Consider the following 22,725-nt stretch of genomic DNA (forward strand, 5'->3'; position numbering starts at 1 on the left):
TCGGGTGTGTAAGCGCAGCGATGCGTTGAGCTAACCGATACTAATGAACCGTGAGGCTTAACCTTACAACGCCGAAGATGTTTTGGCGATGAGAGAGACGATTTTCAGCTGATACAGATTACAGAATTTGCCTGGCGGCTTTAGCGCGGTGGTCCCACCTGACCCCATGCCGAACTCAGAAGTGAAACGCCGTAGCGCCGATGGTAGTGTGGGGTCTCCCCATGCGAGAGTAGGGAACTGCCAGGCATCAATTAAAAGAACCCCGTACCGTATGGTGCGGGGTTTTTTGCTTTGGGTTTTTCCCGCAGCCGGAGACGGCATCAGACTGTATACCGCCACACCAGCCAACGACCCTTAGTCTTTATCCTATAACTTACCTTGCTAACAGAAAATGTGATCTTACTCTCAATGTTATTTATAACAAAATAATAACATTTGCTTTACAAGATCGTGAGTTCTCAGGACTCAGCATGCCGTTTTTATGGCAGGAGCATAATCACAATGACAGAAAGCATAACATCGAACGGGACGCTGGCTGCCAGTGATTCCCGTAGAAGGGTATGGGCAATCGTCAGTGCCTCTTCAGGGAACCTGGTGGAATGGTTCGACTTTTACGTCTACTCATTCTGTTCACTTTACTTCGCACATATCTTCTTCCCGTCCGGAAACACCACCACACAGCTTCTGCAAACGGCTGGCGTATTTGCTGCGGGCTTCTTAATGCGCCCCATTGGTGGATGGTTGTTTGGACGGATCGCAGACCGTCGAGGACGTAAGGCATCCATGCTGATTTCGGTCTGCATGATGTGCTTTGGCTCGCTGGTGATCGCCTGTCTCCCCGGTTATGACGCTATCGGGACATGGGCGCCGGCTCTTTTGCTACTGGCTCGTCTGTTCCAGGGACTTTCTGTTGGAGGAGAATACGGTACCAGCGCCACTTACATGAGTGAAATTGCCCTTGAGGGCCGGAAAGGGTTTTACGCCTCTTTCCAGTACGTCACGCTTATTGGTGGCCAGCTTCTGGCCATTCTGGTGGTGGTTATTCTGCAGCAGGTCCTTACCGACAGCCAGCTTCATGAGTGGGGATGGCGAATTCCTTTCGCGATGGGCGCTGTACTGGCGGTCGTCGCACTCTGGTTGCGTCGTCAGTTGGATGAAACCTCGCAAAAAGAGGTCCGGGCGCTGAAGGAGGCGGGGTCGTTTAAAGGGCTGTGGCGTAACCGCAAAGCTTTCCTGATGGTTCTCGGGTTCACCGCGGGCGGTTCTCTCAGCTTTTACACCTTCACCACCTACATGCAAAAATATCTGGTGAACACCACGGGCATGCACGCCAACGTCGCCAGCGCTATCATGACCGTCGCGTTGTTCGTCTTTATGCTGATTCAGCCACTTATTGGCGCGCTCTCCGATAAAATAGGGCGTCGCACGTCAATGCTGATTTTTGGCGGCATGTCCGCGTTATGTACTGTTCCCATTTTAACTGCGCTTCAGCACATTTCCTCACCGTATGCCGCTTTTGGTCTGGTCATGCTGGCGATGGTCATTGTCAGTTTTTACACATCGATCAGTGGGATCCTGAAGGCTGAGATGTTCCCGGCACAGGTACGCGCTTTGGGGGTAGGGCTTTCTTATGCGGTCGCCAATGCGCTGTTCGGTGGCTCTGCGGAGTACGTCGCGCTGTCGCTTAAATCATGGGGAACGGAAACAACCTTCTTCTGGTACGTGACGGTGATGGGGGCACTGGCCTTTATTGTCTCCCTGATGCTGCATCGAAAGGGTAAAGGTATTCGTCTCTAATAGCGAGCCATCTGCCACACGGCATAGCCGGTCGTGGCACCGGCTACGTCCCAGGCAAAGTCTTTCCAGCTCCAGCCGCTCCCCGCGGGGCGGCTATCCCACAGTTCTTTTGAAGCCCCAAGGCTTACAGAGAACATCAGGCCGATTGCCGCACTACGATCCCGACTGTACCCTTGATGTTGTGCATACTCATTACCGGCAGCGGACAACATCGCGGAGGCGAGAAAGTGTTGCGCTTTATCCTGCCCGGACCAGCTATCGTTAGCCATGTGGCTACAGCCACTGAGAAAGAGAGCACTCAGCAAGAGAAGAACACGCATTAGCGGACTCCAAAAAAAAGCCCTGTCGCTGACAGGGCCTGGACATCACAGAATACGGCTGATAAGTCTGTCAATACGGATTCGACGCAGGCGACGAATAAGCTTGCGGACTTTCACCGGGTAATCGGCAATGCTCTGCAGTTCACGGTAATGCTGAACCACAGTGGTATGCGTGCGAATAAGCTCAAGCTCACGTTCACGACTGGTCGCTAACTCATGTTTCGGGTCATGGATCAGGATGGCATTTTCGAGATCCAGACGCCAGGCGCGAGGGTTCAGGTTATTGCCCGTAAGCAGCATCCATTCATCATCGACCCACATCCCTTTCAGATGATAACTGTTGTCTTCATCTTTCCACAGACGCACGACCAGCTGGTCAGTGTTAACGTAATACTGTAAACGGCTCAGGAAACGGCGCAGGTTAATCTCATAGAGATAAGGGAGGGCACCGATAATCTTGAACGGTTGATCTTCAGGAATAAAGAAGTCGTTAGCCGTTTTGTCACCGACGATAATTTCAACTTTTTTACCATCACGCAGCAGCTGAATGATATTACGCACCAGCACGGCGGGAAGGTTGAAGTAAGGGGTGCAGATGATGAGTTTCTGCTCCGCACACGGCATCAGGTGGAAAATCGTTTTGTTCAGCAAGCTTGATTTGCCTAACCCCACCAGCGGTGTAACAGATAGCTCTTCGTTATTGGCATCGCCCTGGAAATGGTAGACCGCATCACGCAGTTCCTGGCGGAACGCGCGGATATCATTTTTAATTTCCGGGCTTTTAGGACGGTGTGGATCGTCAAGACGATTTACGCCGCGACCCTGTACTAAGTTCTTATCAACCCAGTTAAACATGATATCCGCCATCTGCGGATTACGAACCAGATGATAACGGTCATATCGATATTTATCGAGCTGATGAAGGTAAACATCATTCAGGCTCGCGCCGCTGTACAGCACGCTGTCATCAATGATGAACCCTTTAAAATGAAGGACGCCGAGCGCTTCTCGGGTATTTACAGGTACGCCGTAAACGGGCACATCGACGCCAGGATTTTCCTGCGCCGTGCGGCAATACCAGTCAGCATTGGTGTTTGAAGCAGCAGCGCCTATACGGCCACGCTGAGCGCGGTGCCAGTCGACCAGCACGCGAACATCCAGTTCCGGACGTTGACGCTTGGCTTCATAGAGCGCATTTAAGATCGCGCGCCCACCTTCATCTTGTTCAAGATACAGGGCCACAATGCAAATGCGACGCGTGGCACTGGCAATCTTTTCCAGAAGCGTCTCCCGAAATTGGGCGGGAGCGTAAAAGAACTCTACATCATCAACTGACTGAGAAATCTTCGGTAGTTGAGCAAGGTGTTGTTGATGTTTATTACGCTTAAATTTTGACAACATCACAGTGCGTTTCTTCTCTGTTCATTGAAGGGTTGTCTGTACCATGCAAACAACATAAGCGGACAATGATACCACCAGTCCCGTCCAAAGTGGGTAACATTTCCAGTAGCTTACTCGGCTTTATCCGCTGATATCAGGCTCAGGGATAAGGCCACAATACCTTCGTCCAGCTGAATATCAACGTCAAATCCAAGTTTTCGCGCCAGGGTCACCATACCGCGATTGTTAGGCATAGTAATGCCATTGAGGCGTAACAATCCGTGATCTCGCGTATAACTGATGAGTTTTTCCAGCAGCCGTCGCCCCAGACCCAACCCTTTCAGATCGGAGCGCACCAGCACAGCAAACTCCGCATCAACATTATCCGGGTCGGAAATAGCACGCGTAACGCCGAGGATCTCATCGCCCTTATCGGAACGACGAACGGCGACAAATGCCATTTCTCGATCGTAGTCGATCTGGGTCATATTGGCTAAATCATCGTGGGTAAATTCGTTGATTTCGCTAAAATAGCGATAGTAAAGATCCTCTTTCGTTACCTGAGAGATGAACGTGCGCAGCTGCGGTTCATCTTCCGGCAGGATAGGGCGGAACAACGCGCGCTCTCCGTTTTTCATCTCCACCCACTCCTCCAGTTGCAGAGGATACGGGCGGATCGCAAGGCGGCTCTCTCTGTCACCCTCGAAAGGCGCGATATCCAGCGTGACGTCCAGGGCCGTAAACTCACTGCCGGAGGCGAGCAGCGGGTGGATGTCCAGCCGCTGGATCTCCGCGCAATCAACAATCAGGTTAGACACCTGCACCAGGAACTGACTCAACCCGGCAATATCAAGAGGGCGCAGCGCGCTTCGGCCCCGGATTTTTTTGCTTTTGATGGCCTGAATGATCAGATAGCGCGCCAGGTTCATGTTCAGTGGTGGCAAAGCCACGACCGCCTGCTCCTCAGGACGCCACTCGACGCCGCCTTCCCCCAGCATGATAAGCGGGCCAAAGACAGGATCGTATTCAACCACCACGCGCAGCTCCTGAGCGCCCGCGCGATTAGCCATGCTTTGCACCAGCAGCCCGTGGATCCGCGCCTGAGGCCAGGCCATTTTGACCCGGTCGAATATGGCATCAGCGGCTTGCTGTACCTCGGTCGCAGTCCGCAGGTATAACATCACTCCCTGGACATCAGACTTATGCGGGATATCCGGTGAGCGAAGCTTGAGGGCAACGGGATAGCCAATCTGTTCGGCAATATGCACGGCTTCGGCGCTGTCGCCGGCAATCCAGGTGGGCAGGGTTTGCATCCCGTAACTGCCCAGAATCGGCTGCACTTCGTGCGTATCAAGCGAGGTGGCTCCCTCTTCGATAGCCTGCTGTAAAAGCCGATGAACATCGGCGGTGTTCGCCGTCAGGTTACCCGGTAAAGCCGGGGTTTCACGGAGCTGCTTCTGGTTGCGGCGATACTCAACCATATGCATAAACGCCGTAATCGTGCCTTCCGGAGTGCGGTAGGTGGGCAGACCGGCTTCACTGAACAGGCGTCGTGCCTCCTGGGAAGAGAACTCACCGCACCAGTTGGTCAGCAGAGTGACATATTTACCACGAGGATGGTTCCGGACGGCGTCAATCAGTGCGCGCGCGCTTTCACTCCCGGGAGCGACCGCGCTGGGGGAGTGAATAATCATCAGCGCGTCGAAATCCTGGCTATCCAGTAAAAGGGAGATCGCCCTGATATAGTGATCGCTACTTGCGTCATCGCGCAAATCGAGGGGATTGCCTGGGCTAACGCTTGCCGGCAGCGCCTCTTTCAGGCGTTGTAGCGTCTCCTCACCCAGGGTGGCCAGCTTGCCATTGCGCAGCCACAGTTCATCCAGTGCAAGTGCGGCAGGAGCCGCGCCATTACTGACAATCATTAACTTCTCACCGCGTAATGGACGCATATGGCTTAACGTCTCGACGGCGGAAAAAAGCTCGTGTGTATCCTGAACCCGTAACAAACCTGCGCGTTGAATCGCGGCATCCCAGGCGGGATCCATGCCGGAATGCGACTGCAGCAGACGCTGGGCGGCGGGGCTACGCCCGCTTTTGATCACCAGAATCGGTTTGTTACGGGACGCGCTACGGGAAGCTGATACAAAACGACGGGCGTCGCTCAGGTGCTCAAGATAAAGAAGAATGGCGCTGGTTTTGCTGTCGCGAGCCAGAAAATCGAGCAGTTCATCAACGTCGATGTCCAGGCTGTCACCCAGAGCAATGAAGTAGGAAAACCCCATCTCACGCTGTTGCGCCCAGTCGAGGATCGTGTTCGATACCGCAGCCGATTGCGAAATGAAAGCGAGTTTGCCTTTGCGGATAGGGACCGGGGAGAAGCTGGCATTCAGCCCCTGCCACGGGGCGAGCAGGCCCAGACTGTTTGGCCCAAGAATGCGCATCTGGTAGCGACTGGCGCATGCCAGAAGCTCCGGCTGCTGTTCGGGCGGAGACGAGAGAATAATGCAGGTTTTACATCCTTTCCTGCCGAGCGACTCCAGCAGGGCTGGATTACGTTTCGCATTTGTACACAGGATGGCAAGGTCCGGTATGAAAGGCAGGCTCTGCACGTCCGGCCATGCCAGCACCCCCTGAACAGCCTTATAGGCAGGCGTAACGGGCATGACGGGGCCATTAAATCCGCCAGCCAGCAGGTTACGCATCATCAGATAGCCTGCGCGATCCGGTTTCATTGATGCGCCGATAACGGCAATGGATTTAGGACGAAGTAGCGCTTCTAACCCTCGCTGGCTCATGCAGGCCTCCTGTGAATGCAAGCGACCTGATGATTTTAAACGTTTTCTGTCTCAGTTGCTGTGACGCTGCCCTTATGAACGGTTTTTCCTGCCAGGTAACGTTCACGAAAGCGGGAGAAATGGCTCCCCAGCGCACCTGCCGCGACGGTATCTCCCGCTAAATCCAGAAGGGCAATCGCCACTTCAGCAGTACAGTACTGCCCGTCAGCATGCGCTTCTCGCAGGCGGTAGGCCGAGACGCGGGAAAGGTCGACCGAAATCACCGGCAATGAATCGAGATAAGGACTTTTGCGGAACATTTTTCGCGCTTCGGTCCAGGTTCCGTCTAGCATAATAAACAGCGGCGGTTTACCAGATGGCGGTGCCGAAAGCACCTGGCGATCTTCGCCAGCATACGAGGCCGGAAATACGACCATTGGTTGATAGTCCGGGTTTGCCACTAAGTCGAGCAGGGCTTGAGGCGGTTCCGTGCGTGACCACTGAAATGCCGCGGTATCCGGCAGAATGTCGGCAATAAGGCGTCCGGTATTGCTGGGTTTCATTGGTTCGGTATCGAACATGACCAGGCAAAAACGACTCTTCGCGGTGCTCGGCGCAAGGGTCTCGCACAGACAAACTTTTAGCGGCAGCAGACAACGCTGACAGCGGCGAACACGATTGCCGCGGGCAAGAAAAGGGCGAGTCGCGCGGGCCAGGCGTGCGGCGCGCAGTTGAAGAACAGCGTTATCAGTCATGGGCGAAGTGCAGGAAAAACCCTATTTTCGCAGAGGAAGGAACGGGGCACAAGATGCGCCCCGTTAATGTTACAACGATTCGTTTAACCAGCTATCAAACGGTGCTTTAGGAACGGCACCGTTAAGCATGTCGATCACTTCACCATTTTTGAAAATCATGATGGTTGGGATGCTGCGAATGCGAAAGCGTGCGCTCAGCTCACGTTCTGCTTCGGTATTGACCTTAACAAAACGCATTTTGCCGCTACGTTCTTCGGCAACATCTTCGAAGACTGGCGCGAAGCTACGGCACGGACCACACCACGGTGCCCAAAAATCGACAACCACCGGAAGATCGTCCTTGAGGAGTTTGTCCAGCGTAGCACCCGTAGCGTTGATAACATCGCCATCAAACAGTTCATGGCCACAACGCCCGCATTTCGCACCATCTTCAATCCGATCGTCCGGAATGCGATTAAGAGCCTGACAGTTGGCACATACGGTATTCATAACTAACCTCTGATAGAGCCGTGGGACAGCGGCAGAATGCCGATAATGTTTCTAATATGTTACATATTATCATTCAGCCTGTTTGAAACGACAATGCGTTTTATTCAATGAGAACAATAGTCACAGGCTTTTGTACGAATTTATGGCTATGAGCTTGCACATCGGGTAATCTGCGCGCTTCGCGCAGCGCTGGTGGAGAAAAGCATGAACGACGAAATGAAAAACAAAAGCGGCAAGGTCAAAGTGATGTATGTCCGCAGTGATGATGACTCTGATAAACGCACCCAAAATCCGCGTACCGGAAAAGGTGGCGGGCGTCCGGCGTCTTCTCGTGCAGACGGTGGCCGTCGCCCCGCCCGCGATGACAGAAATAACCGCGGTGATGACCGCAAACGTGATGACCGCAAGCGTGACGATCGCAAACGCGATGATTTCTCGCGCGAGGGTTCATCACCCTGGCGTACCGTTTCTCGCGCCCCTGGTGATGAGGCGCCTGAAAAAGCCGATCACGGCGGCATCAGCGGGAAAAGCTTTATTGACCCGGAAGTGCTGCGCCGTCAGCGTGCAGAAGAGACCCGAGTCTATGGCGAGAACGCCTGCCAGGCGCTGTTCCAGAGCCGTCCTGAGTGCATCGTTCGCGCATGGTTTATCCAGAGCGTAACCCCGCGCTTTAAAGAAGCGCTGCGCTGGATGGCGGCAAACCGTAAAGCCTACCATGTGGTGGATGACGCTGAGCTGACGAAAGCATCAGGCACTGAACACCACGGTGGCGTGTGCTTCCTGATCAAAAAACGTAACGGGACTACCGTACAGCAGTGGGTTAGCCAGGCGGAAGCCGATGACTGCGTGCTGGCGCTTGAAGATGTGGGCAACCCGCATAATCTGGGCGCAATGATGCGTAGCTGCGCGCACTTTGGCGTGAAAGGCGTGCTGTTACAGGATGCCGCGCTGCTGGAATCGGGTGCCGCGATCCGTACCGCAGAGGGCGGGGCAGAGCATGTTCAGCCGATCACCGGCGACAGCGTTCTGGATGCTATTGAGCAGTTCCGTAATGCGGGATATGTCATCGTCACAACCTCCAGCCATGCCGCTACGCCGCTGTTTAAAGCAACACTGCCGCGTAAAATGGTACTGGTGCTGGGTCAGGAGCGTGATGGCCTGTCGGATGCTGCGCTTTCCAGCGCGGATCTGAGCGTCTCTATCGACGGTACAGGCAATGTTGAAAGTCTGAACGTTTCCGTTGCGACTGGCGTACTGCTGGCGGAATGGTGGCGTCAGAATAAAGCATAATACTGTGCGTCGGATGTGCCCGCTAAAACGGGCACATCCGCTGCGTTACTCACTCTCAGCCGGTAACACTGGCATCCAGTCAATTGGCGTTTCGCCACGTTTTTCCAGCCACTCGTTCGCCAGAACAAAATGATTACAACCAAAGAAACCACGATGCGCTGACAGCGGTGACGGATGCGGTGCCTTCAGGACATGATGACGCTGCCTGTCGATAATCGCCCCTTTCTTCTGCGCGTGGGAACCCCACAGTAAAAACACCACCCCTTCACGATGCTCGTTGATAAGGCTGATGACTTTATCGGTAAAGGTTTCCCAGCCCAGGCTGGCGTGAGAATGTGCCTGACCGGCACGTACGGTGAGTACCGTATTCAGTAACAGCACGCCCTGGCGCGCCCAGCTTTCCAGATAACCATGAGTGGGCCGGGTAAACCCGGGCACGGTCTTTTCGAGTTCTTTGTACATGTTCAGAAGCGAAGGGGGGATAGCAACCCCAGGACGTACAGAGAAAGCAAGCCCGTGAGCCTGTCCCGGTCCGTGGTAAGGATCCTGACCGAGGATAACAACTTTCACATCGCTGAGTTCGGTATAGCGAAACGCGTTGAAAACATCTTTTTGTGGCGGATAAATCGTCTGGCCAGACTGCCGCTCTGCCGCAACGGTGCTGAGGGTGTTAATAAAATAGGGCTGCTGTTTCTCTTCTGCCAGCACATCGTGCCAGGTCAACGGTGTCGTCATCTCGCTCTCCTGCGAATCACATTCTGCGCCTAGCTTAACCGCTAAAACCCGGGGTGCAAAATCCCAGGCATAAAATCACCGTAAGTCATTCAATTTATTTTGAATAGATGCGAAAGGAGTTGAGCTGGCAAAGCAATGAAATTGATCTGGAGCAATAAAATCAAACCACACTCTTTGTGTGGTTGGTGTTTTTGTTGATTTAAATCAATAAATGACCGGGGTGCGAGTGATATATATACACACAAGAAACAATGGTTTTACCAATTGGCCGCGCGAGGCCGACACCAGTTAATGTAGCCTAAGGGAGGCAATACATGATTACAGGTATCCAGATTACTAAAGCTGCAAATGACGACCTGCTCAACTCTTTCTGGCTGCTGGACAGCGAGAAAAATGAAGCGCGCTGTGTAGTAGCGAAAGCGGGTTTTGCTGAAGATGAAATCGTTCCAGTGAACAAACTGGGCGAAATTGAATACCGTGAAATCCCAATGGAAGTAAAACCGGAAGTGCGCGTTGAAGGTGGTCAGCACCTGAACGTGAACGTGCTGCGTCGTGAAACGCTGGAAGATGCGGTTAAGCACCCGGAAAAATACCCACAGCTGACCATTCGTGTATCAGGTTATGCAGTACGTTTTAACTCTCTGACCCCGGAACAGCAGCGCGACGTTATTGCGCGTACCTTTACTGAAAGCCTGTAAGGTTTCAGTCTCGGGGGTGGAATAAAAAAGCCGGGGTTTTCCCCGGCTTTTTTTTACTCTTCAGTTTTCGTCTCTGGTGCGGCAGAGCTTGGTTTACGGCGCTTACCAATATTCTTGGTATCGCGGTGGCGCTGCTTCACGCGCGGCTTCTCTTTTTCTTTCTCTTTTTTCTCAGCACGTTTTGCGAGCGCTTTTTTAGACGGTTTGCCCGTCATTTTTTCACTCGGTGCACGTGTGGTCGGGCGAAGCTCATCAATAACGCGTGCTTTCAGTGGCTCATCAACGTAGCGGCCAATTTTCTGCAGCAGCAGGTAGTCATGCGCTTCGACCAGAGAGATCGCGATACCTTTGCGTCCGGCACGGCCGGTACGGCCAATGCGGTGCAGATAGGTGTCGCCGCTGCGTGGCATATCGAAGTTAATGACGTGACTGACGTCCGGAATGTCGATCCCGCGTGCAGCAACGTCTGTTGCGACCAGCACGTTCACGCGACCATCAGTCAGACGTTTAATCCCTTCGGTACGCTTAACCTGCGCCATCTCGCCTTCGAGATAGCAGTTATTGATTCCGGCATTACGCAGCATTTCAGCCAGTTCATGCACACGCTCGCGCTTACGCACAAAGACGATGGTACGGGTGGCATCGTCCTGCTTCAGCAGGTGCTTAAGTAACTCAACCTTGTGTTCAAGGTTATCTGCACGGTAATACCACTGGTGGATCTTCTTGCGTTCGCGCGTGGACGGCGTCGCGGAAACTTCCACCGGATCTTCCAGCAGGCGCTCTGCGAAGTCTTTGATCGCGTCCCCTTCAAGGGTGGCAGAGAACAGCATCGTCTGGTTACGCCAGCGCGTCTCACCCGCGATATGTTCGATATCCTGCGCGAAGCCCATGTCCAGCATGCGGTCAGCTTCATCCAGAATCAGTGTTTCTACCGCGCGGCAGTCGAAGTTCTCTTCTTTAATGTACTGCAGCAGGCGACCGGTCGTCGCAACGACGATGTCCTGGTTTTCGCTGAACACTTCGGCGTGGTTCATATACGCAACGCCGCCAGTGATCGTGGCGATATCCAGATGGGTATTGGCCGCCAGCTCGCGGGCGTGATCGGCAACCTGCATCGCCAGCTCACGCGTCGGCGTCAGGATCAAAATACGCGGCGGGCCTGATTTTTTACGTGGAAAATCGAGCAGATGCTGCAACACAGGCAGCAAGTAAGCTGCTGTCTTCCCCGTGCCGGTTGGCGCAGAACCGAGCACATCGCGGCCCTCAAGCGCAGGCGGAATGGCCGCTGCCTGAATGGCGGTCGGGCGTGTAAAGCCTTTGCTCTCAAGTGCATTGAGCAGGCTTTCATCGAGTTCAAGTTCGGAAAAAGTCGTTACAGTCATGTTCTACCTCTGTGTGGGGCGCTGATTATAGACGTTACGGCTGTAATCTTCATCTGTTTGTATGGATATCGCTTTGCGGCCACTTCGCTTTCCCCTATGCTACTCCAGTTTCACTTAGAAGGTTGCCCTGACATGTCTCAACTCAAAGCGCAGTTGCGCCGCGATGGTTTTACGTTTAAACAATTTTTTGTCGCTCACGATCGCTGTGCCATGAAAGTCGGTACAGACGGTATTTTACTGGGTGCCTGGGCACCTGTCGCAGGTGTAAAGCGTATTCTGGATATTGGGACGGGCAGCGGGCTGTTGGCGCTGATGCTGGCGCAACGTACCGAAGCGCATGTCACCATAGATGCGGTGGAGCTTGATGCACAGGCGGCGGAGCAGGCGAGTGAAAATGCGGCTGAATCTCCGTGGGCCGCCCGGATTAACGTAGAATGTGCAGATGTGCTCGACTGGACGCCGGAGCAAACCGCGCGTTACGACCTGATTGTCAGTAATCCTCCCTACTACGCGCCCGGTGTTGAGTGCGGAACGCCTGAGCGTGAACAGGCCCGTTATACCGGCTCCCTCGACCATAAGGCGCTGCTGATCAGTGCCGCAGAACTTATTTCAGAAGAGGGTTTTTTCTGCGTGGTTCTGCCAGAAAGCACCGGCAATGCGTTTATTGGCATAGCGCAAGAGATTGGCTGGAAATTACGTTTACGCACCGATATTGCAGATACCGAAGGGCGATTGCCGCACCGTGTGCTGCTGGCGCTCTCACCCAAAGAAGGTGAATGCTTTAACGACCGAATGGTGATCCGTGGGCCAGACCAGCGTTATTCCGAAGATTACACCGCTCTGACCCAGGCGTTTTATCTGTTTATGTGAACCTGCGGGGAGAGGATCGACGGGCCGGACTCGGCCAGTTGATCGGGGTAGTCGAGGGTATAGTGCAAACCGCGGCTCTCTTTGCGCATCATCGCGCAGCGAACAATCAATTCGGCAACCTGAACCAGATTGCGCAGCTCCAGCAGATTATTGGATACGCGGAAATTGGCATAATATTCATCGATTTCCTGCTGCAGCATCGTGATACGGCGTAATGCGCGTTCAAGACGTTTCGTGGTCCGCACAATCCCGACGTAGTCCCACATAAACAGCCGCAGTTCGTGCCAGTTATGCTGAATAACGACCAGCTCATCCGGGTTCTCCACGCGGCTTTCATCCCAGGCAGGCAGGTTTTCAGTCTGACGGGCGTAAGGCATGCGCTTCGTGATATCTTCCGCGGCAGACCAGCCGTAAACCAGACACTCCAGCAATGAGTTCGACGCCATCCGGTTCGCGCCATGAAGCCCGGTATAACTTACTTCACCGATAGCATACAGGCCATCCACGTCGGTGCGACCGTGATCGTCAACCATTACGCCCCCGCAGGTATAGTGGGCGGCAGGCACGATAGGCACCGAATCGCGGGTTAAATCAATCCCCAGACCCAGCAGCTTTTCGTAGATCATCGGGAAATGCTGGCGGATAAACTCTGCCGGCTTATGGCTGATGTCCAGATACATGCAGTCCACGCCAAGACGCTTCATTTCATGGTCGATGGCGCGGGCAACGATATCGCGCGGTGCCAGCTCGCCCCTGGGGTCAAAGTCCGGCATAAAGCGGGAGCCGTCAGGACGTTTCAGGTATGCGCCTTCACCGCGCAGGGCTTCCGTCAACAGGAAATTACGCGCCTGAGGATGGAACAGGGCGGTCGGGTGAAACTGGTTGAATTCAAGGTTTGCCACGCGACAACCGGCGCGCCAGGCCATGGCGATCCCGTCTCCGGAGGCAATATCGGGGTTGGTGGTATACTGATACACTTTGGATGCACCGCCAGTCGCCAGCACTACGGCCTTCGCCTGACAGGTCTCAACCTTCTCTTTATTGCGATTCCAGACCCAGGCACCCACGACACGACGCGTACCCGGAAGGCCAATCTTGTCGGAAATAATCAGGTCAACGGCATTGCTGCGCTCAAGGACCCGAATGTTAGGATGGCTGAGGGCTTTGCTGACCAGCGTGGTTTCGACTTCTTTACCGGTAGCGTCTGCGGCATGCAGGATACGGCGGTGGCTATGCCCGCCTTCGCGGGTCAGGTGGTAGCTCTCTTCACCGTTTGGCTGTACCTGTGTATCAAATAATACGCCCTGATCGATTAACCACTGCACGCAATGACGGGCATTACTGGCCACAAACTCTGCGGCATGTGCATCCACGATCCCGGCCCCGGCAATCAGCGTATCGTCGACATGCGACGCAATGCTGTCTGTCTCATCAAACACGGCGGCAATACCGCCCTGGGCATAAAACGTAGAACCTTCACTTATCGGCCCTTTGCTCAGAACGATAACGCTCTGATGTTCGGCCAGACGCAGTGCCAGGGAGAGACCGGCAGCGCCGCTACCGATGATCAGTACATCACAATGCAGTTCAGGTGTTGTGTTCATGATTTTTGTTTAATTTACTAAACAGTGTTTGGTCAGAATAGCATCCGAATGCGAGATATCGCACGTTTTTTTTGATGTGAGTTGTAACCGCTAAACTCGAGGCGGAGGATTAAAACCACGTAAAAGAAAGAAAATATTTTGCGAAGCAGATCGTTAGCGTCAGATTTTGTGGTGAAATAAAGACTGGGTTGCGTTACTCTTCTGGCGGGAAAAGAGATGTTTCTTGTCATAAAGTGGTGCGTATCGTGAACAGACTTATAATGAGAGAAAATGAACAGTCTGCGGCGCGATGAACAAAAACAAAGGCGTTACGGAACTTATTGAAGATCAGACACTCTAATTCGGTGCTTGCTCAAAGTGCGGTTTTTTAAGAGTGGCGTTTCGATAACGCGTGGAATTTAGGTTTGGGGAGACATTACCTCGGATGAGCGAGCAGTTAACGGACCAGGTCCTGGTTGAACGGGTCCAGAAGGGAGATCAGAAAGCCTTTAACTTACTGGTGGTGCGCTACCAGCATAAGGTGGCGAGCCTGGTTTCCCGCTATGTACCGTCAGGCGATGTGCCTGATGTAGTACAAGAGTCTTTTATTAAGGCCTATCGCGCGCTGGATTCATTCCGGGGAGATAGTGCTTTTTATACCTGGCTGTACCGTATTGCGGTCAATACGGCAAAGAATTATCTGGTCGCTCAGGGCCGCCGTCCGCCTTCAAGTGATGTGGACGCAATCGACGCCGAAAACTTCGAAAGTGGCGGTGCGCTGAAAGAAATTTCGAACCCTGAGAACTTAATGTTGTCAGAAGAACTGAGACAAATCGTTTTTCGCACGATCGAGTCGCTCCCGGAAGATTTACGCATGGCAATTACGTTACGGGAGTTGGATGGTCTGAGCTATGAAGAGATAGCCGCCATCATGGATTGTCCGGTCGGCACGGTACGTTCACGTATTTTCCGTGCGCGAGAAGCAATTGATAATAAAGTTCAACCGCTTATCAGGCGTTGACGATAGCGGGATACTGGAAAAGGTATTAGGCATGCAGAAAGAAAAACTTTCCGCTTTAATGGATGGTGAAACGCTGGATAGTGAGCTGCTCAATGAGCTGTCTCATTCTCCCGAAATGCAAGAGACCTGGGAGAGTTACCATCTCATCCGTGACACCCTTCGCGGTGACACCGGCGAGGTTCTCCATTTCGATATCTCAGCTCGCGTGATGGCGGCCATTGAAAATGAGCCTGTCCGTCAGACCACTCCGCTGATTCCTGAAGCTCAACCTGCGCCTCACCAGTGGCAGAAAATGCCGTTCTGGCACAAGGTGCGTCCGTGGGCCAGCCAGCTCACCCAAATGGGTGTGGCTGCATGCGTATCGCTTGCAGTTATCGTTGGCGTCCAGCACTATAATACTCAGTCTGAAACTAATCAGCAGCCAGAAGCGCCAGTGTTCAACACACTGCCGATGATGGGCAAAGCCAGCCCGGTAAGTTTGGGTGTTCCGGCTGATGCATCCGCCAGCGGCGGCCAGCAACAGCAGGTTCAGGAGCAACGCCGTCGCATTAATGCGATGTTGCAGGATTACGAGTTGCAGCGTCGTCTGCACTCTGAACAGCTTCAGTTTGAGCAGGCACAAACCCAGCAAGCGGCTGTGCAGGTGCCCGGAAACCAAACTTTAGGAACGCAATCGCAGTAATGAAGCAACTTTGGTTCGCCATGTCTCTGATGGCGGGTAGCCTGTTCTTCTCTGCCAACGCCTCGGCTGATGTTTCATCCGGGGCGTTGTTGCAGCAAATGAATCTGGCCAGCCAGTCACTCAATTACGAGTTGGCATTTATCAGTATCAATAAGCAGGGCGTCGAGTCGTTACGATACCGCCATGCCCGTCTTGATAACCAGCCGCTCGCCCAGCTTTTACAGATGGATGGCCCGCGTCGGGAAGTTGTCCAGCGTGGTAACGAAATCAGTTATTTCGAACCCGGTCTGGAGCCTTTCACGCTGAATGGCGATTATATCGTCGATTCTCTGCCATCGCTTATCTACACCGACTTCAAACGTCTTGCGCCATACTATGATTTCATTTCAGTAGGGCGTACGCGCATTGCTGACAGACTGTGTGAGGTGATCCGCGTTGTTGCCCGTGACGGAACGCGCTACAGCTATATCGTCTGGATTGACGCCGAGACCAAGCTGCCAATGCGTGTAGACCTGCTTGACCGTGATGGTGAAACGCTGGAACAGTTCCGCGTTATCTCCTTTAGCGTGAACAATCAGGTGGGTAATAGCATGCAGAATCTGGCGAAAGCCAGCCTGCCGCCGTTGCTTTCTGTACCGGCGGGTGATTCCGTCAACTTCAACTGGGTTCCTTCCTGGATCCCGCAAGGGTTTAGCGAAGTCTCCAGCAGCCGCCGTCAACTGCCAACCATTGAAACACCGGTTGAATCGCGTCTTTATTCCGATGGTTTGTTCAGTTTCTCGGTGAACATTAACCGCGCATCGGCAAACAGTTCTGAACAAATGCTTCGTACCGGACGTAGGACGGTCAGCACCACGGTTCGCGATAACGCAGAGATCACCATTGTGGGTGAATTACCGCCACAAACGGCGAAGCGTATTTCCGACAGCATTAAATTCAGGACTGCACAATGATTAAAGAGTGGGCTACGGTCGTATCGTGGCAGAATGGCATTGCGCTGGTGAGCTGTGATGTTAAGGCCTCATGCAATAGCTGTGCTTCCAGAGCCGGTTGCGGTAGCCGCGTGCTGAATAAGCTCGGGCCGCAAACCTCGCATACCATTTCCGTGCCAAGCGATCGGCCGCTGATGGTGGGGCAAAAGGTGGAGCTGGGAATTGCAGAAGGTAGCTTGCTCACGTCCGCCATGTTGGTTTATCTCTCTCCGCTGGTGGGGCTGTTTGTTATGGGCGGCGTATTCCAGATGCTGTTTGGTACCGATGTGGCCGCCATGTGTGGTGCGGCATTGGGCGGCGTAGGGGGATTCTGGCTGGCCAAAGCTCTCTCCCCGAAGCTTGCCGCACGCGAAGAGTGGCAGCCTGTTATTCTCAGCGTTGGGCTGGCACCCGACCAGCTTCGTGTTGAGACGCTCTCTTCTGAGGCCCGGTGATCCATCGGGCTTTGTCCTTTTTTACGTCCTAAAACAGAAAACGTCATTTCTTCACGCTATACCTGGCGCTAAGTACATTTCCAGGTAACGGGGATGTAGTGTAGAATGCGGCGTTTTCGCACTGAAAAACGTCAGGCTAAGAACAGCGGCCTCCAGGAATTCGTAAGGCATAATTATTTAACTATATGAAGAACATACGTAACTTTTCGATCATTGCTCACATTGACCACGGTAAGTCGACGCTGTCTGACCGTATTATCCAGATTTGCGGTGGCCTGTCTGATCGTGAAATGGAAGCCCAGGTTCTGGACTCCATGGACCTGGAACGCGAACGCGGTATCACCATCAAAGCGCAGAGCGTTACGCTTGATTACAAAGCGGCTGATGGCGAAATCTACCAGCTGAACTTTATCGACACCCCAGGCCACGTTGACTTCTCCTATGAAGTTTCACGCTCGCTGGCGGCCTGTGAAGGCGCGCTGCTGGTTGTGGATGCCGGGCAGGGCGTTGAAGCCCAGACCCTGGCAAACTGCTACACCGCGATGGAAATGGATCTCGAGGTTGTGCCGGTTCTGAACAAAATTGACCTGCCAGCTGCCGATCCTGAGCGTGTAGCGGAAGAGATTGAAGATATTGTCGGCATCGACGCGACCGATGCGGTGCGCTGCTCCGCTAAAACGGGCGTGGGCGTGACCGACGTGCTGGAACGCCTGGTGCGTGATATCCCGGCACCAGAAGGTGACCCGGATGCCCCGCTGCAGGCGCTGATCATCGACTCCTGGTTTGATAACTACCTGGGCGTTGTCTCACTGGTGCGTATTAAAAACGGCACCATGCGTAAAGGCGACAAAATCAAGGTAATGAGTACTGGTCAGGTTTACAACGCTGACCGTCTGGGTATCTTCACGCCAAAACAGGTTGACCGTACCGAGCTGAAATGTGGCGAAGTAGGCTGGCTGGTCTGCGCCATTAAAGACATCCTCGGCGCGCCAGTGGGCGATACCCTGACCGGTGCACGTAACCCGGCAGACAAAGCGCTGCCAGGCTTTAAAAAGGTTAAACCGCAGGTTTACGCGGGTCTGTTCCCGGTCAGCTCTGACGACTATGAAAACTTCCGTGATGCGCTCGGCAAGCTGAGCCTCAACGATGCTTCCCTGTTCTATGAACCAGAAAGCTCTACGGCGCTGGGCTTCGGCTTCCGCTGCGGCTTCCTTGGTCTGCTGCACATGGAGATCATCCAGGAGCGTCTGGAGCGTGAATACGATCTGGATCTGATCACCACGGCACCGACCGTTGTGTACGAAGTGCAGACCACCAACAAAGAGATCGTCTACGTCGATAGCCCGTCCAAGCTGCCGCCGCTGAACAATATCGAAGAACTGCGCGAGCCCATTGCAGAGTGTCATATGCTGCTGCCGCAGGAGTTCCTGGGTAACGTTATTACGCTGTGTATTGAGAAGCGTGGCGTACAGACCAACATGGTTTACCACGGTAATCAGGTTGCGCTGACGTACGAAATCCCTATGGCGGAAGTGGTCCTCGACTTCTTCGATCGTCTGAAGTCTACCTCTCGTGGCTATGCGTCACTGGATTACAACTTCAAACGCTTCCAGGCGTCTAACATGGTGCGTGTGGACGTGCTGATTAACGGCGAGCGTGTGGATGCGCTGGCACTGATCACTCACAACGACAATGCGCCATACCGTGGCCGTGAGCTGGTTGAGAAGATGAAAGAGCTGATCCCGCGTCAGCAGTTTGATATCGCGATTCAGGCCGCCATCGGTAACCACATTATTGCCCGTTCTACTGTGAAACAGCTGCGTAAAAACGTTCTGGCGAAATGCTACGGCGGTGACGTCAGCCGTAAGAAAAAGCTGCTGCAGAAACAGAAAGAAGGTAAGAAGCGTATGAAGCAGGTCGGTAACGTCGAACTGCCGCAGGAAGCATTCCTTGCCATCCTTCATGTTGGTAAAGACGGCAAATAACCCTAAGGAGTTGGCATGGCGAACATGTTTGCCCTGATTCTGGTCATTGCTACCCTGGTGACAGGTTTGTTGTGGTGTCTGGATAAGTTTATTTTCGCCCCAAAACGCCATGAACGTCAGGCTGCCGCACAGGCAGCCACTGGCGATGGGCTGGACGCGAAAACCCTGAAGAAAGTCGGCCCGAAACCGGGCTGGCTGGAAACCGGGGCATCGGTATTTCCGGTGCTGGCGATTGTGCTGGTTGTCCGCTCGTTTATTTACGAGCCGTTCCAGATCCCGTCTGGTTCAATGATGCCAACGCTGCTGATTGGCGATTTTATTCTGGTTGAGAAGTTTGCCTACGGGATTAAAGATCCGATCTACCAGAAAACGCTGATCGAAACCGGTCATCCGAAACGTGGCGACATCGTGGTGTTTAAATACCCGGAAGATCCGCGTCTGGATTACATCAAGCGTGCAGTGGGTCTGCCGGGTGATAAAGTCACCTACGATCCGGTGGCGAAAGAAGTTACCGTTCAGCCTGGCTGCAGCTCCGGTACCGCGTGTGAAAACGCGCTGCCAATCACTTACTCAAACGTTGAGCCAAGTGATTTTGTGCAGACCTTTGCTCGCCGTAACGGCGGTGAAGCGACCAGCGGTTTCTTCCAGGTGCCCAAAGGCGAGACCAAAGAGGACGGTATTCGCCTGGTTGAACGTAAAGAGACGCTGGGTGATGTGACCCACCGTATCCTCACCGTGCCAATCGCGCAGGATCAAGTGGGGATGTACTACCGGCAGCCGGGCCAACAGCTGGCCAGCTGGATCGTACCACCGGGACACTACTTCATGATGGGTGATAACCGCGATAATTCCGCGGACAGCCGTTACTGGGGCTTTGTGCCGGAAGCGAATCTGGTAGGTAAAGCGACCGCTATCTGGATGAGTTTTGAGAAGCAGGAAGGCGAATGGCCGACCGGCGTTCGCCTGAATCGTATCGGCGGGATCCATTAATTCTCATTAAATGAACGCGTAGCCGCGTTAATTAGCGGCTACGTGAATTATTTCAGCGATAAATCTCTTTGGACTAACGACATCCCCTGTCGTTGTGTATAGAATATTCCCCCGAAGTTTAAGGTTGGCCCTGCAAGGGTGCCACGGCACACGAAACCGCGTTGGTCTTCTCAGGTCGGTTTCGTGTGCTGCATTTTTGACGCATTCATTTACTGGTATCGCATGAACCCCATCGTAATTAATCGGCTTCAACGGAAGCTGGGCTACACTTTTCATCATCAGGAGTTGTTGCAACAGGCATTAACCCACCGCAGTGCCAGCAGCAAGCATAATGAGCGCCTCGAGTTCCTGGGTGACTCTATTTTAAGTTTCGTGATCGCGAATGCGCTTTATCATCGTTTCCCACGTGTGGACGAAGGTGATATGAGCCGCATGCGCGCGACGCTGGTTCGGGGGAATACCCTGGCGGAAATCGCTCGTGAATTTGAACTGGGCGAATGTCTGCGACTTGGGCCGGGTGAACTGAAAAGCGGCGGCTTCCGTCGTGAATCTATTCTTGCCGACACGGTCGAAGCATTAATTGGTGGTGTGTTCCTGGACAGCGATATTCAGACCGTAGAAAAGCTGATCCTTAACTGGTATCAAACCCGTCTGGACGAAATCAGTCCGGGCGATAAACAAAAAGATCCGAAAACGCGTCTGCAGGAATATTTGCAGGGTCGCCACCTCCCGCTGCCATCCTATCTGGTGGTGCAGGTGCGGGGCGAAGCGCACGATCAGGAATTTACCATCCATTGCCAGGTCAGTGGCCTGAGTGAACCGGTGGTCGGCACAGGTTCTAGCCGTCGTAAGGCTGAACAGGCTGCCGCCGAACAGGCGTTAAAAATGCTGGAGCTGGAATGAGCGAAGAAAAAACGTATTGCGGGTTTATTGCCATCGTCGGACGTCCGAACGTTGGCAAATCTACCCTGTTGAATAATCTGCTTGGGCAGAAAATTTCCATTACTTCCCGTAAGGCGCAGACCACGCGTCACCGCATCGTCGGTATCCACACGGAAGGCGCCTATCAGGCGATCTACGTTGATACCCCGGGCCTGCACATGGAAGAGAAGCGCGCCATCAACCGCCTGATGAACAAGGCGGCGAGCAGCTCGATTGGCGACGTAGAGCTGGTGATTTTCGTGGTGGAAGGCACCCGCTGGACGCCTGACGACGAAATGGTGCTGAACAAACTGCGCGACGGTAAAACGCCGGTGATCCTTGCGGTCAACAAAGTGGACAACGTGCAGGAAAAAGCCGATCTGCTGCCGCACCTGCAGTGGCTGGGAAGCCAGATGAACTTCCTTGATATCGTCCCGCTGTCTGCCGAGACCGGTCTGAACGTCGATACCATCGCAGGCATCGTGCGCAAACATCTGCCGGAAGCGATTCATCACTTCCCGGAAGATTACATCACCGATCGTTCTCAGCGCTTTATGGCCTCTGAGATCATCCGTGAAAAACTGATGCGTTTCCTTGGCGCGGAACTGCCGTACTCCGTAACGGTTGAGATTGAACGTTTTCAGACCAACGAACGCGGCGGCTATGACATCAACGGCCTGATCCTCGTTGAGCGTGAAGGGCAGAAGAAGATGGTGATCGGCAACAAAGGTGCCAAGATCAAAACCATCGGCATTGAAGCGCGCAGAGACATGCAGGACATGTTTGAAGCCCCGGTTCACCTTGAACTGTGGGTGAAGGTGAAATCAGGCTGGGCCGATGATGAGCGTGCATTGCGCAGCCTCGGTTACGGCGACGACGTCTAAGACTGAACATCGTGGATGGATGGCAGCGTGCCTTTGTCCTCCATAGCCGTCCGTGGAGCGAGACCAGCCTTATGCTGGACGTTTTCACGGAAGAGTCGGGCCGTGTGCGCCTTGTTGCTAAAGGCGCACGTTCCAAACGCTCCGGCCTGAAGGGCGCCTTACAGCCTTTCACTCCGCTGCTGGTACGCTTCGGCGGGCGTGGGGAAGTCAAAACCCTGCGCAGTGCCGAAGCCGTCTCTCTGGCGCTCCCCCTTTCTGGTATCACGCTGTACAGCGGTCTCTATGTCAACGAACTCATCTCACGTGTTCTGGAGCATGAGACTCGCTTCTCTGAACTTTTCTTTGATTACCTGCACTGTATCCAGGCGCTGGCCGGCGCTACCGGTACGCCCGAACCTGCCCTGCGTCGTTTTGAGCTGGCGCTGCTTGGACACCTGGGCTATGGGGTCGATTTTTTGCATTGTGCAGGGAGCGGAGACGAGGTAGAGGATGCGATGACCTATCGCTACCGTGAAGAAAAAGGCTTTATCGCCAGCGTCGTGATAGATAACAGCACCTTTACCGGGCGACAGCTTAGAGCGCTGTATGCGCGTGAGTTTCCCGATCAGGATACCCTTCGCGCAGCAAAACGCTTTACCCGGATTGCGCTCAAGCCGTATCTTGGCGGCAAGCCCTTAAAGAGCCGCGAATTGTTCAGGCAGTTTATGCCGAAACGTTAACGTATCAGACCCTCGCTCCAGCCC

At 53.7% G+C, this 22,725-nt stretch carries 21 protein-coding genes and 1 rRNA gene; 14 read left to right on the forward strand and 8 right to left on the reverse strand.

Features of this window, described 5'->3' with window-relative positions; genetic code table 11:
* Positions 1-130 precede the first annotated feature (130 nt).
* Positions 131-246, forward strand: a 5S ribosomal RNA gene (rrf, locus tag ACMVME_RS18195).
* 255 nt (positions 247-501) lie between these two features.
* Positions 502-1,797, forward strand: coding sequence for an MFS transporter (locus ACMVME_RS18200; RefSeq protein ID WP_068794878.1), 1,296 nt, complete (start codon positions 502-504; stop codon positions 1,795-1,797).
* Here the strand turns inward: ACMVME_RS18200 and ACMVME_RS18205 are convergent.
* From ACMVME_RS18205 to trxC, 5 genes are all read right to left on the reverse strand, one after another.
* Complete coding sequence (locus tag ACMVME_RS18205; RefSeq protein WP_020882992.1) at positions 1,794-2,117, reverse strand: YfiM family lipoprotein; 324 nt, start codon at positions 2,115-2,117, stop codon at positions 1,794-1,796. The genes ACMVME_RS18200 and ACMVME_RS18205 overlap by 4 nt on opposite strands.
* Positions 2,118-2,162: 45 nt before the next feature.
* Positions 2,163-3,518: a CDP-diacylglycerol--serine O-phosphatidyltransferase gene (pssA, locus tag ACMVME_RS18210; RefSeq protein WP_414743477.1), complete on the reverse strand. Its 1,356-nt coding sequence runs from the start codon at positions 3,516-3,518 to the stop codon at positions 2,163-2,165.
* Between the two features lie 110 nt (positions 3,519-3,628).
* The gene (locus tag ACMVME_RS18215; RefSeq protein WP_025203442.1) at positions 3,629-6,292 is read right to left on the reverse strand and encodes a bifunctional acetate--CoA ligase family protein/GNAT family N-acetyltransferase; all 2,664 of its coding nucleotides are present in this window, start codon (positions 6,290-6,292) and stop codon (positions 3,629-3,631) included.
* A gap of 35 nt (positions 6,293-6,327) precedes the next feature.
* Entirely contained in the window at positions 6,328-7,026 is a 699-nt protein-coding gene (tapT, locus tag ACMVME_RS18220) for a tRNA-uridine aminocarboxypropyltransferase (protein WP_020882995.1), read from the reverse strand.
* 69 nt (positions 7,027-7,095) lie between these two features.
* A complete protein-coding gene (gene trxC / locus ACMVME_RS18225; protein ID WP_014171226.1) occupies positions 7,096-7,515 on the reverse strand; it encodes a thioredoxin TrxC in 420 nt (139 codons plus the stop codon).
* Between the two features lie 204 nt (positions 7,516-7,719).
* On the opposite strand from trxC, the gene ACMVME_RS18230 reads away from it, so the two are divergent.
* On the forward strand, positions 7,720-8,805 hold the full coding sequence (locus ACMVME_RS18230; protein ID WP_068794877.1) for a tRNA/rRNA methyltransferase: 1,086 nt from the start codon (positions 7,720-7,722) through the stop codon (positions 8,803-8,805).
* A 45-nt stretch (positions 8,806-8,850) separates the two neighbouring features.
* On the opposite strand, the gene ung is transcribed toward ACMVME_RS18230, so the two are convergent.
* Positions 8,851-9,540 carry a uracil-DNA glycosylase gene (ung, locus tag ACMVME_RS18235; protein WP_025203444.1) on the reverse strand — a complete coding sequence of 230 codons (690 nt, stop codon included), beginning with the start codon at positions 9,538-9,540 and terminating at the stop codon, positions 8,851-8,853.
* A 314-nt stretch (positions 9,541-9,854) separates the two neighbouring features.
* On the opposite strand from ung, the gene grcA reads away from it, so the two are divergent.
* Entirely contained in the window at positions 9,855-10,238 is a 384-nt protein-coding gene (grcA, locus tag ACMVME_RS18240) for an autonomous glycyl radical cofactor GrcA (protein WP_013098327.1), read from the forward strand.
* Positions 10,239-10,291: 53 nt separating this feature from the next.
* On the opposite strand, the gene srmB is transcribed toward grcA, so the two are convergent.
* The gene (srmB, locus tag ACMVME_RS18245) at positions 10,292-11,620 is read right to left on the reverse strand and encodes an ATP-dependent RNA helicase SrmB (protein WP_020882998.1); all 1,329 of its coding nucleotides are present in this window, start codon (positions 11,618-11,620) and stop codon (positions 10,292-10,294) included.
* Positions 11,621-11,752: 132 nt separating this feature from the next.
* Here srmB and trmN point away from each other — a divergent pair, with 132 nt between their 5' ends.
* Positions 11,753-12,490 (forward strand): tRNA(1)(Val) (adenine(37)-N(6))-methyltransferase TrmN, encoded by a 738-nt coding sequence (gene trmN, locus ACMVME_RS18250; RefSeq protein WP_032680478.1) that lies wholly within the window; start codon positions 11,753-11,755, stop codon positions 12,488-12,490.
* Here trmN and nadB read toward each other — a convergent pair.
* On the reverse strand, positions 12,475-14,094 hold the full coding sequence (gene nadB / locus ACMVME_RS18255; protein ID WP_020883000.1) for an L-aspartate oxidase: 1,620 nt from the start codon (positions 14,092-14,094) through the stop codon (positions 12,475-12,477). The genes trmN and nadB overlap by 16 nt on opposite strands.
* Before the next feature lie 424 nt (positions 14,095-14,518).
* On the opposite strand from nadB, the gene rpoE reads away from it, so the two are divergent.
* The 9 genes from rpoE to recO all read left to right on the forward strand — a co-directional run bounded on the left by rpoE (position 14,519) and on the right by recO (position 22,701).
* Positions 14,519-15,094, forward strand: coding sequence for an RNA polymerase sigma factor RpoE (gene rpoE / locus ACMVME_RS18260; protein ID WP_006176728.1), 576 nt, complete (start codon positions 14,519-14,521; stop codon positions 15,092-15,094).
* Positions 15,095-15,125: 31 nt separating this feature from the next.
* Complete coding sequence (gene rseA, locus ACMVME_RS18265) at positions 15,126-15,776, forward strand: anti-sigma-E factor RseA (protein ID WP_025203448.1); 651 nt, start codon at positions 15,126-15,128, stop codon at positions 15,774-15,776.
* Positions 15,776-16,729: a sigma-E factor regulatory protein RseB gene (gene rseB / locus ACMVME_RS18270; protein WP_047955969.1), complete on the forward strand. Its 954-nt coding sequence runs from the start codon at positions 15,776-15,778 to the stop codon at positions 16,727-16,729. The genes rseA and rseB overlap by 1 nt, the downstream gene beginning before the upstream one ends.
* A complete protein-coding gene (gene rseC / locus ACMVME_RS18275; protein ID WP_014171217.1) occupies positions 16,726-17,202 on the forward strand; it encodes a SoxR-reducing system protein RseC in 477 nt (158 codons plus the stop codon). Before rseB ends, rseC begins: the two co-directional genes overlap by 4 nt.
* A 185-nt stretch (positions 17,203-17,387) precedes the next feature.
* Complete coding sequence (gene lepA / locus ACMVME_RS18280; protein WP_014171216.1) at positions 17,388-19,187, forward strand: translation elongation factor 4; 1,800 nt, start codon at positions 17,388-17,390, stop codon at positions 19,185-19,187.
* A gap of 15 nt (positions 19,188-19,202) precedes the next feature.
* On the forward strand, positions 19,203-20,177 hold the full coding sequence (gene lepB, locus ACMVME_RS18285) for a signal peptidase I (protein ID WP_014171215.1): 975 nt from the start codon (positions 19,203-19,205) through the stop codon (positions 20,175-20,177).
* A 222-nt stretch (positions 20,178-20,399) separates the two neighbouring features.
* Positions 20,400-21,080 carry a ribonuclease III gene (gene rnc / locus ACMVME_RS18290; protein WP_003860711.1) on the forward strand — a complete coding sequence of 227 codons (681 nt, stop codon included), beginning with the start codon at positions 20,400-20,402 and terminating at the stop codon, positions 21,078-21,080.
* Positions 21,077-21,982 (forward strand): GTPase Era, encoded by a 906-nt coding sequence (gene era / locus ACMVME_RS18295; protein ID WP_014171212.1) that lies wholly within the window; start codon positions 21,077-21,079, stop codon positions 21,980-21,982. Before rnc ends, era begins: the two co-directional genes overlap by 4 nt.
* A gap of 11 nt (positions 21,983-21,993) precedes the next feature.
* Positions 21,994-22,701 (forward strand): DNA repair protein RecO, encoded by a 708-nt coding sequence (gene recO / locus ACMVME_RS18300; RefSeq protein WP_014171211.1) that lies wholly within the window; start codon positions 21,994-21,996, stop codon positions 22,699-22,701.
* The last annotated feature ends 24 nt before the right edge of the window (positions 22,702-22,725 follow it).

It is taken from the genome of Enterobacter cloacae complex sp. 2024EL-00711 (genome assembly GCF_047529885.1).
GTDB classification, from domain to species: domain Bacteria; phylum Pseudomonadota; class Gammaproteobacteria; order Enterobacterales; family Enterobacteriaceae; genus Enterobacter; species Enterobacter ludwigii.

What these genes read in the sequence shown, in the direction of transcription:
- rnc (WP_003860711.1), top strand. Translation starts at nt 20,400, where the DNA reads ATGAACCCCATCGTAATTAATCGGCTTCAACGGAAGCTGGGCTACACT.
- srmB (WP_020882998.1), bottom strand. Translation starts at nt 11,620, where the DNA reads ATGACTGTAACGACTTTTTCCGAACTTGAACTCGATGAAAGCCTGCTC.
- ung (WP_025203444.1), bottom strand. Translation starts at nt 9,540, where the DNA reads ATGACGACACCGTTGACCTGGCACGATGTGCTGGCAGAAGAGAAACAG.
- grcA (WP_013098327.1), top strand. Translation starts at nt 9,855, where the DNA reads ATGATTACAGGTATCCAGATTACTAAAGCTGCAAATGACGACCTGCTC.
- nadB (WP_020883000.1), bottom strand. Translation starts at nt 14,094, where the DNA reads ATGAACACAACACCTGAACTGCATTGTGATGTACTGATCATCGGTAGC.
- ACMVME_RS18230 (WP_068794877.1), top strand. Translation starts at nt 7,720, where the DNA reads ATGAACGACGAAATGAAAAACAAAAGCGGCAAGGTCAAAGTGATGTAT.
- rpoE (WP_006176728.1), top strand. Translation starts at nt 14,519, where the DNA reads ATGAGCGAGCAGTTAACGGACCAGGTCCTGGTTGAACGGGTCCAGAAG.
- trmN (WP_032680478.1), top strand. Translation starts at nt 11,753, where the DNA reads ATGTCTCAACTCAAAGCGCAGTTGCGCCGCGATGGTTTTACGTTTAAA.
- ACMVME_RS18205 (WP_020882992.1), bottom strand. Translation starts at nt 2,117, where the DNA reads ATGCGTGTTCTTCTCTTGCTGAGTGCTCTCTTTCTCAGTGGCTGTAGC.
- era (WP_014171212.1), top strand. Translation starts at nt 21,077, where the DNA reads ATGAGCGAAGAAAAAACGTATTGCGGGTTTATTGCCATCGTCGGACGT.
- trxC (WP_014171226.1), bottom strand. Translation starts at nt 7,515, where the DNA reads ATGAATACCGTATGTGCCAACTGTCAGGCTCTTAATCGCATTCCGGAC.
- ACMVME_RS18200 (WP_068794878.1), top strand. Translation starts at nt 502, where the DNA reads ATGACAGAAAGCATAACATCGAACGGGACGCTGGCTGCCAGTGATTCC.
- rseC (WP_014171217.1), top strand. Translation starts at nt 16,726, where the DNA reads ATGATTAAAGAGTGGGCTACGGTCGTATCGTGGCAGAATGGCATTGCG.
- ACMVME_RS18215 (WP_025203442.1), bottom strand. Translation starts at nt 6,292, where the DNA reads ATGAGCCAGCGAGGGTTAGAAGCGCTACTTCGTCCTAAATCCATTGCC.
- rseA (WP_025203448.1), top strand. Translation starts at nt 15,126, where the DNA reads ATGCAGAAAGAAAAACTTTCCGCTTTAATGGATGGTGAAACGCTGGAT.
- tapT (WP_020882995.1), bottom strand. Translation starts at nt 7,026, where the DNA reads ATGACTGATAACGCTGTTCTTCAACTGCGCGCCGCACGCCTGGCCCGC.
- lepB (WP_014171215.1), top strand. Translation starts at nt 19,203, where the DNA reads ATGGCGAACATGTTTGCCCTGATTCTGGTCATTGCTACCCTGGTGACA.
- rseB (WP_047955969.1), top strand. Translation starts at nt 15,776, where the DNA reads ATGAAGCAACTTTGGTTCGCCATGTCTCTGATGGCGGGTAGCCTGTTC.
- lepA (WP_014171216.1), top strand. Translation starts at nt 17,388, where the DNA reads ATGAAGAACATACGTAACTTTTCGATCATTGCTCACATTGACCACGGT.
- pssA (WP_414743477.1), bottom strand. Translation starts at nt 3,518, where the DNA reads ATGTTGTCAAAATTTAAGCGTAATAAACATCAACAACACCTTGCTCAA.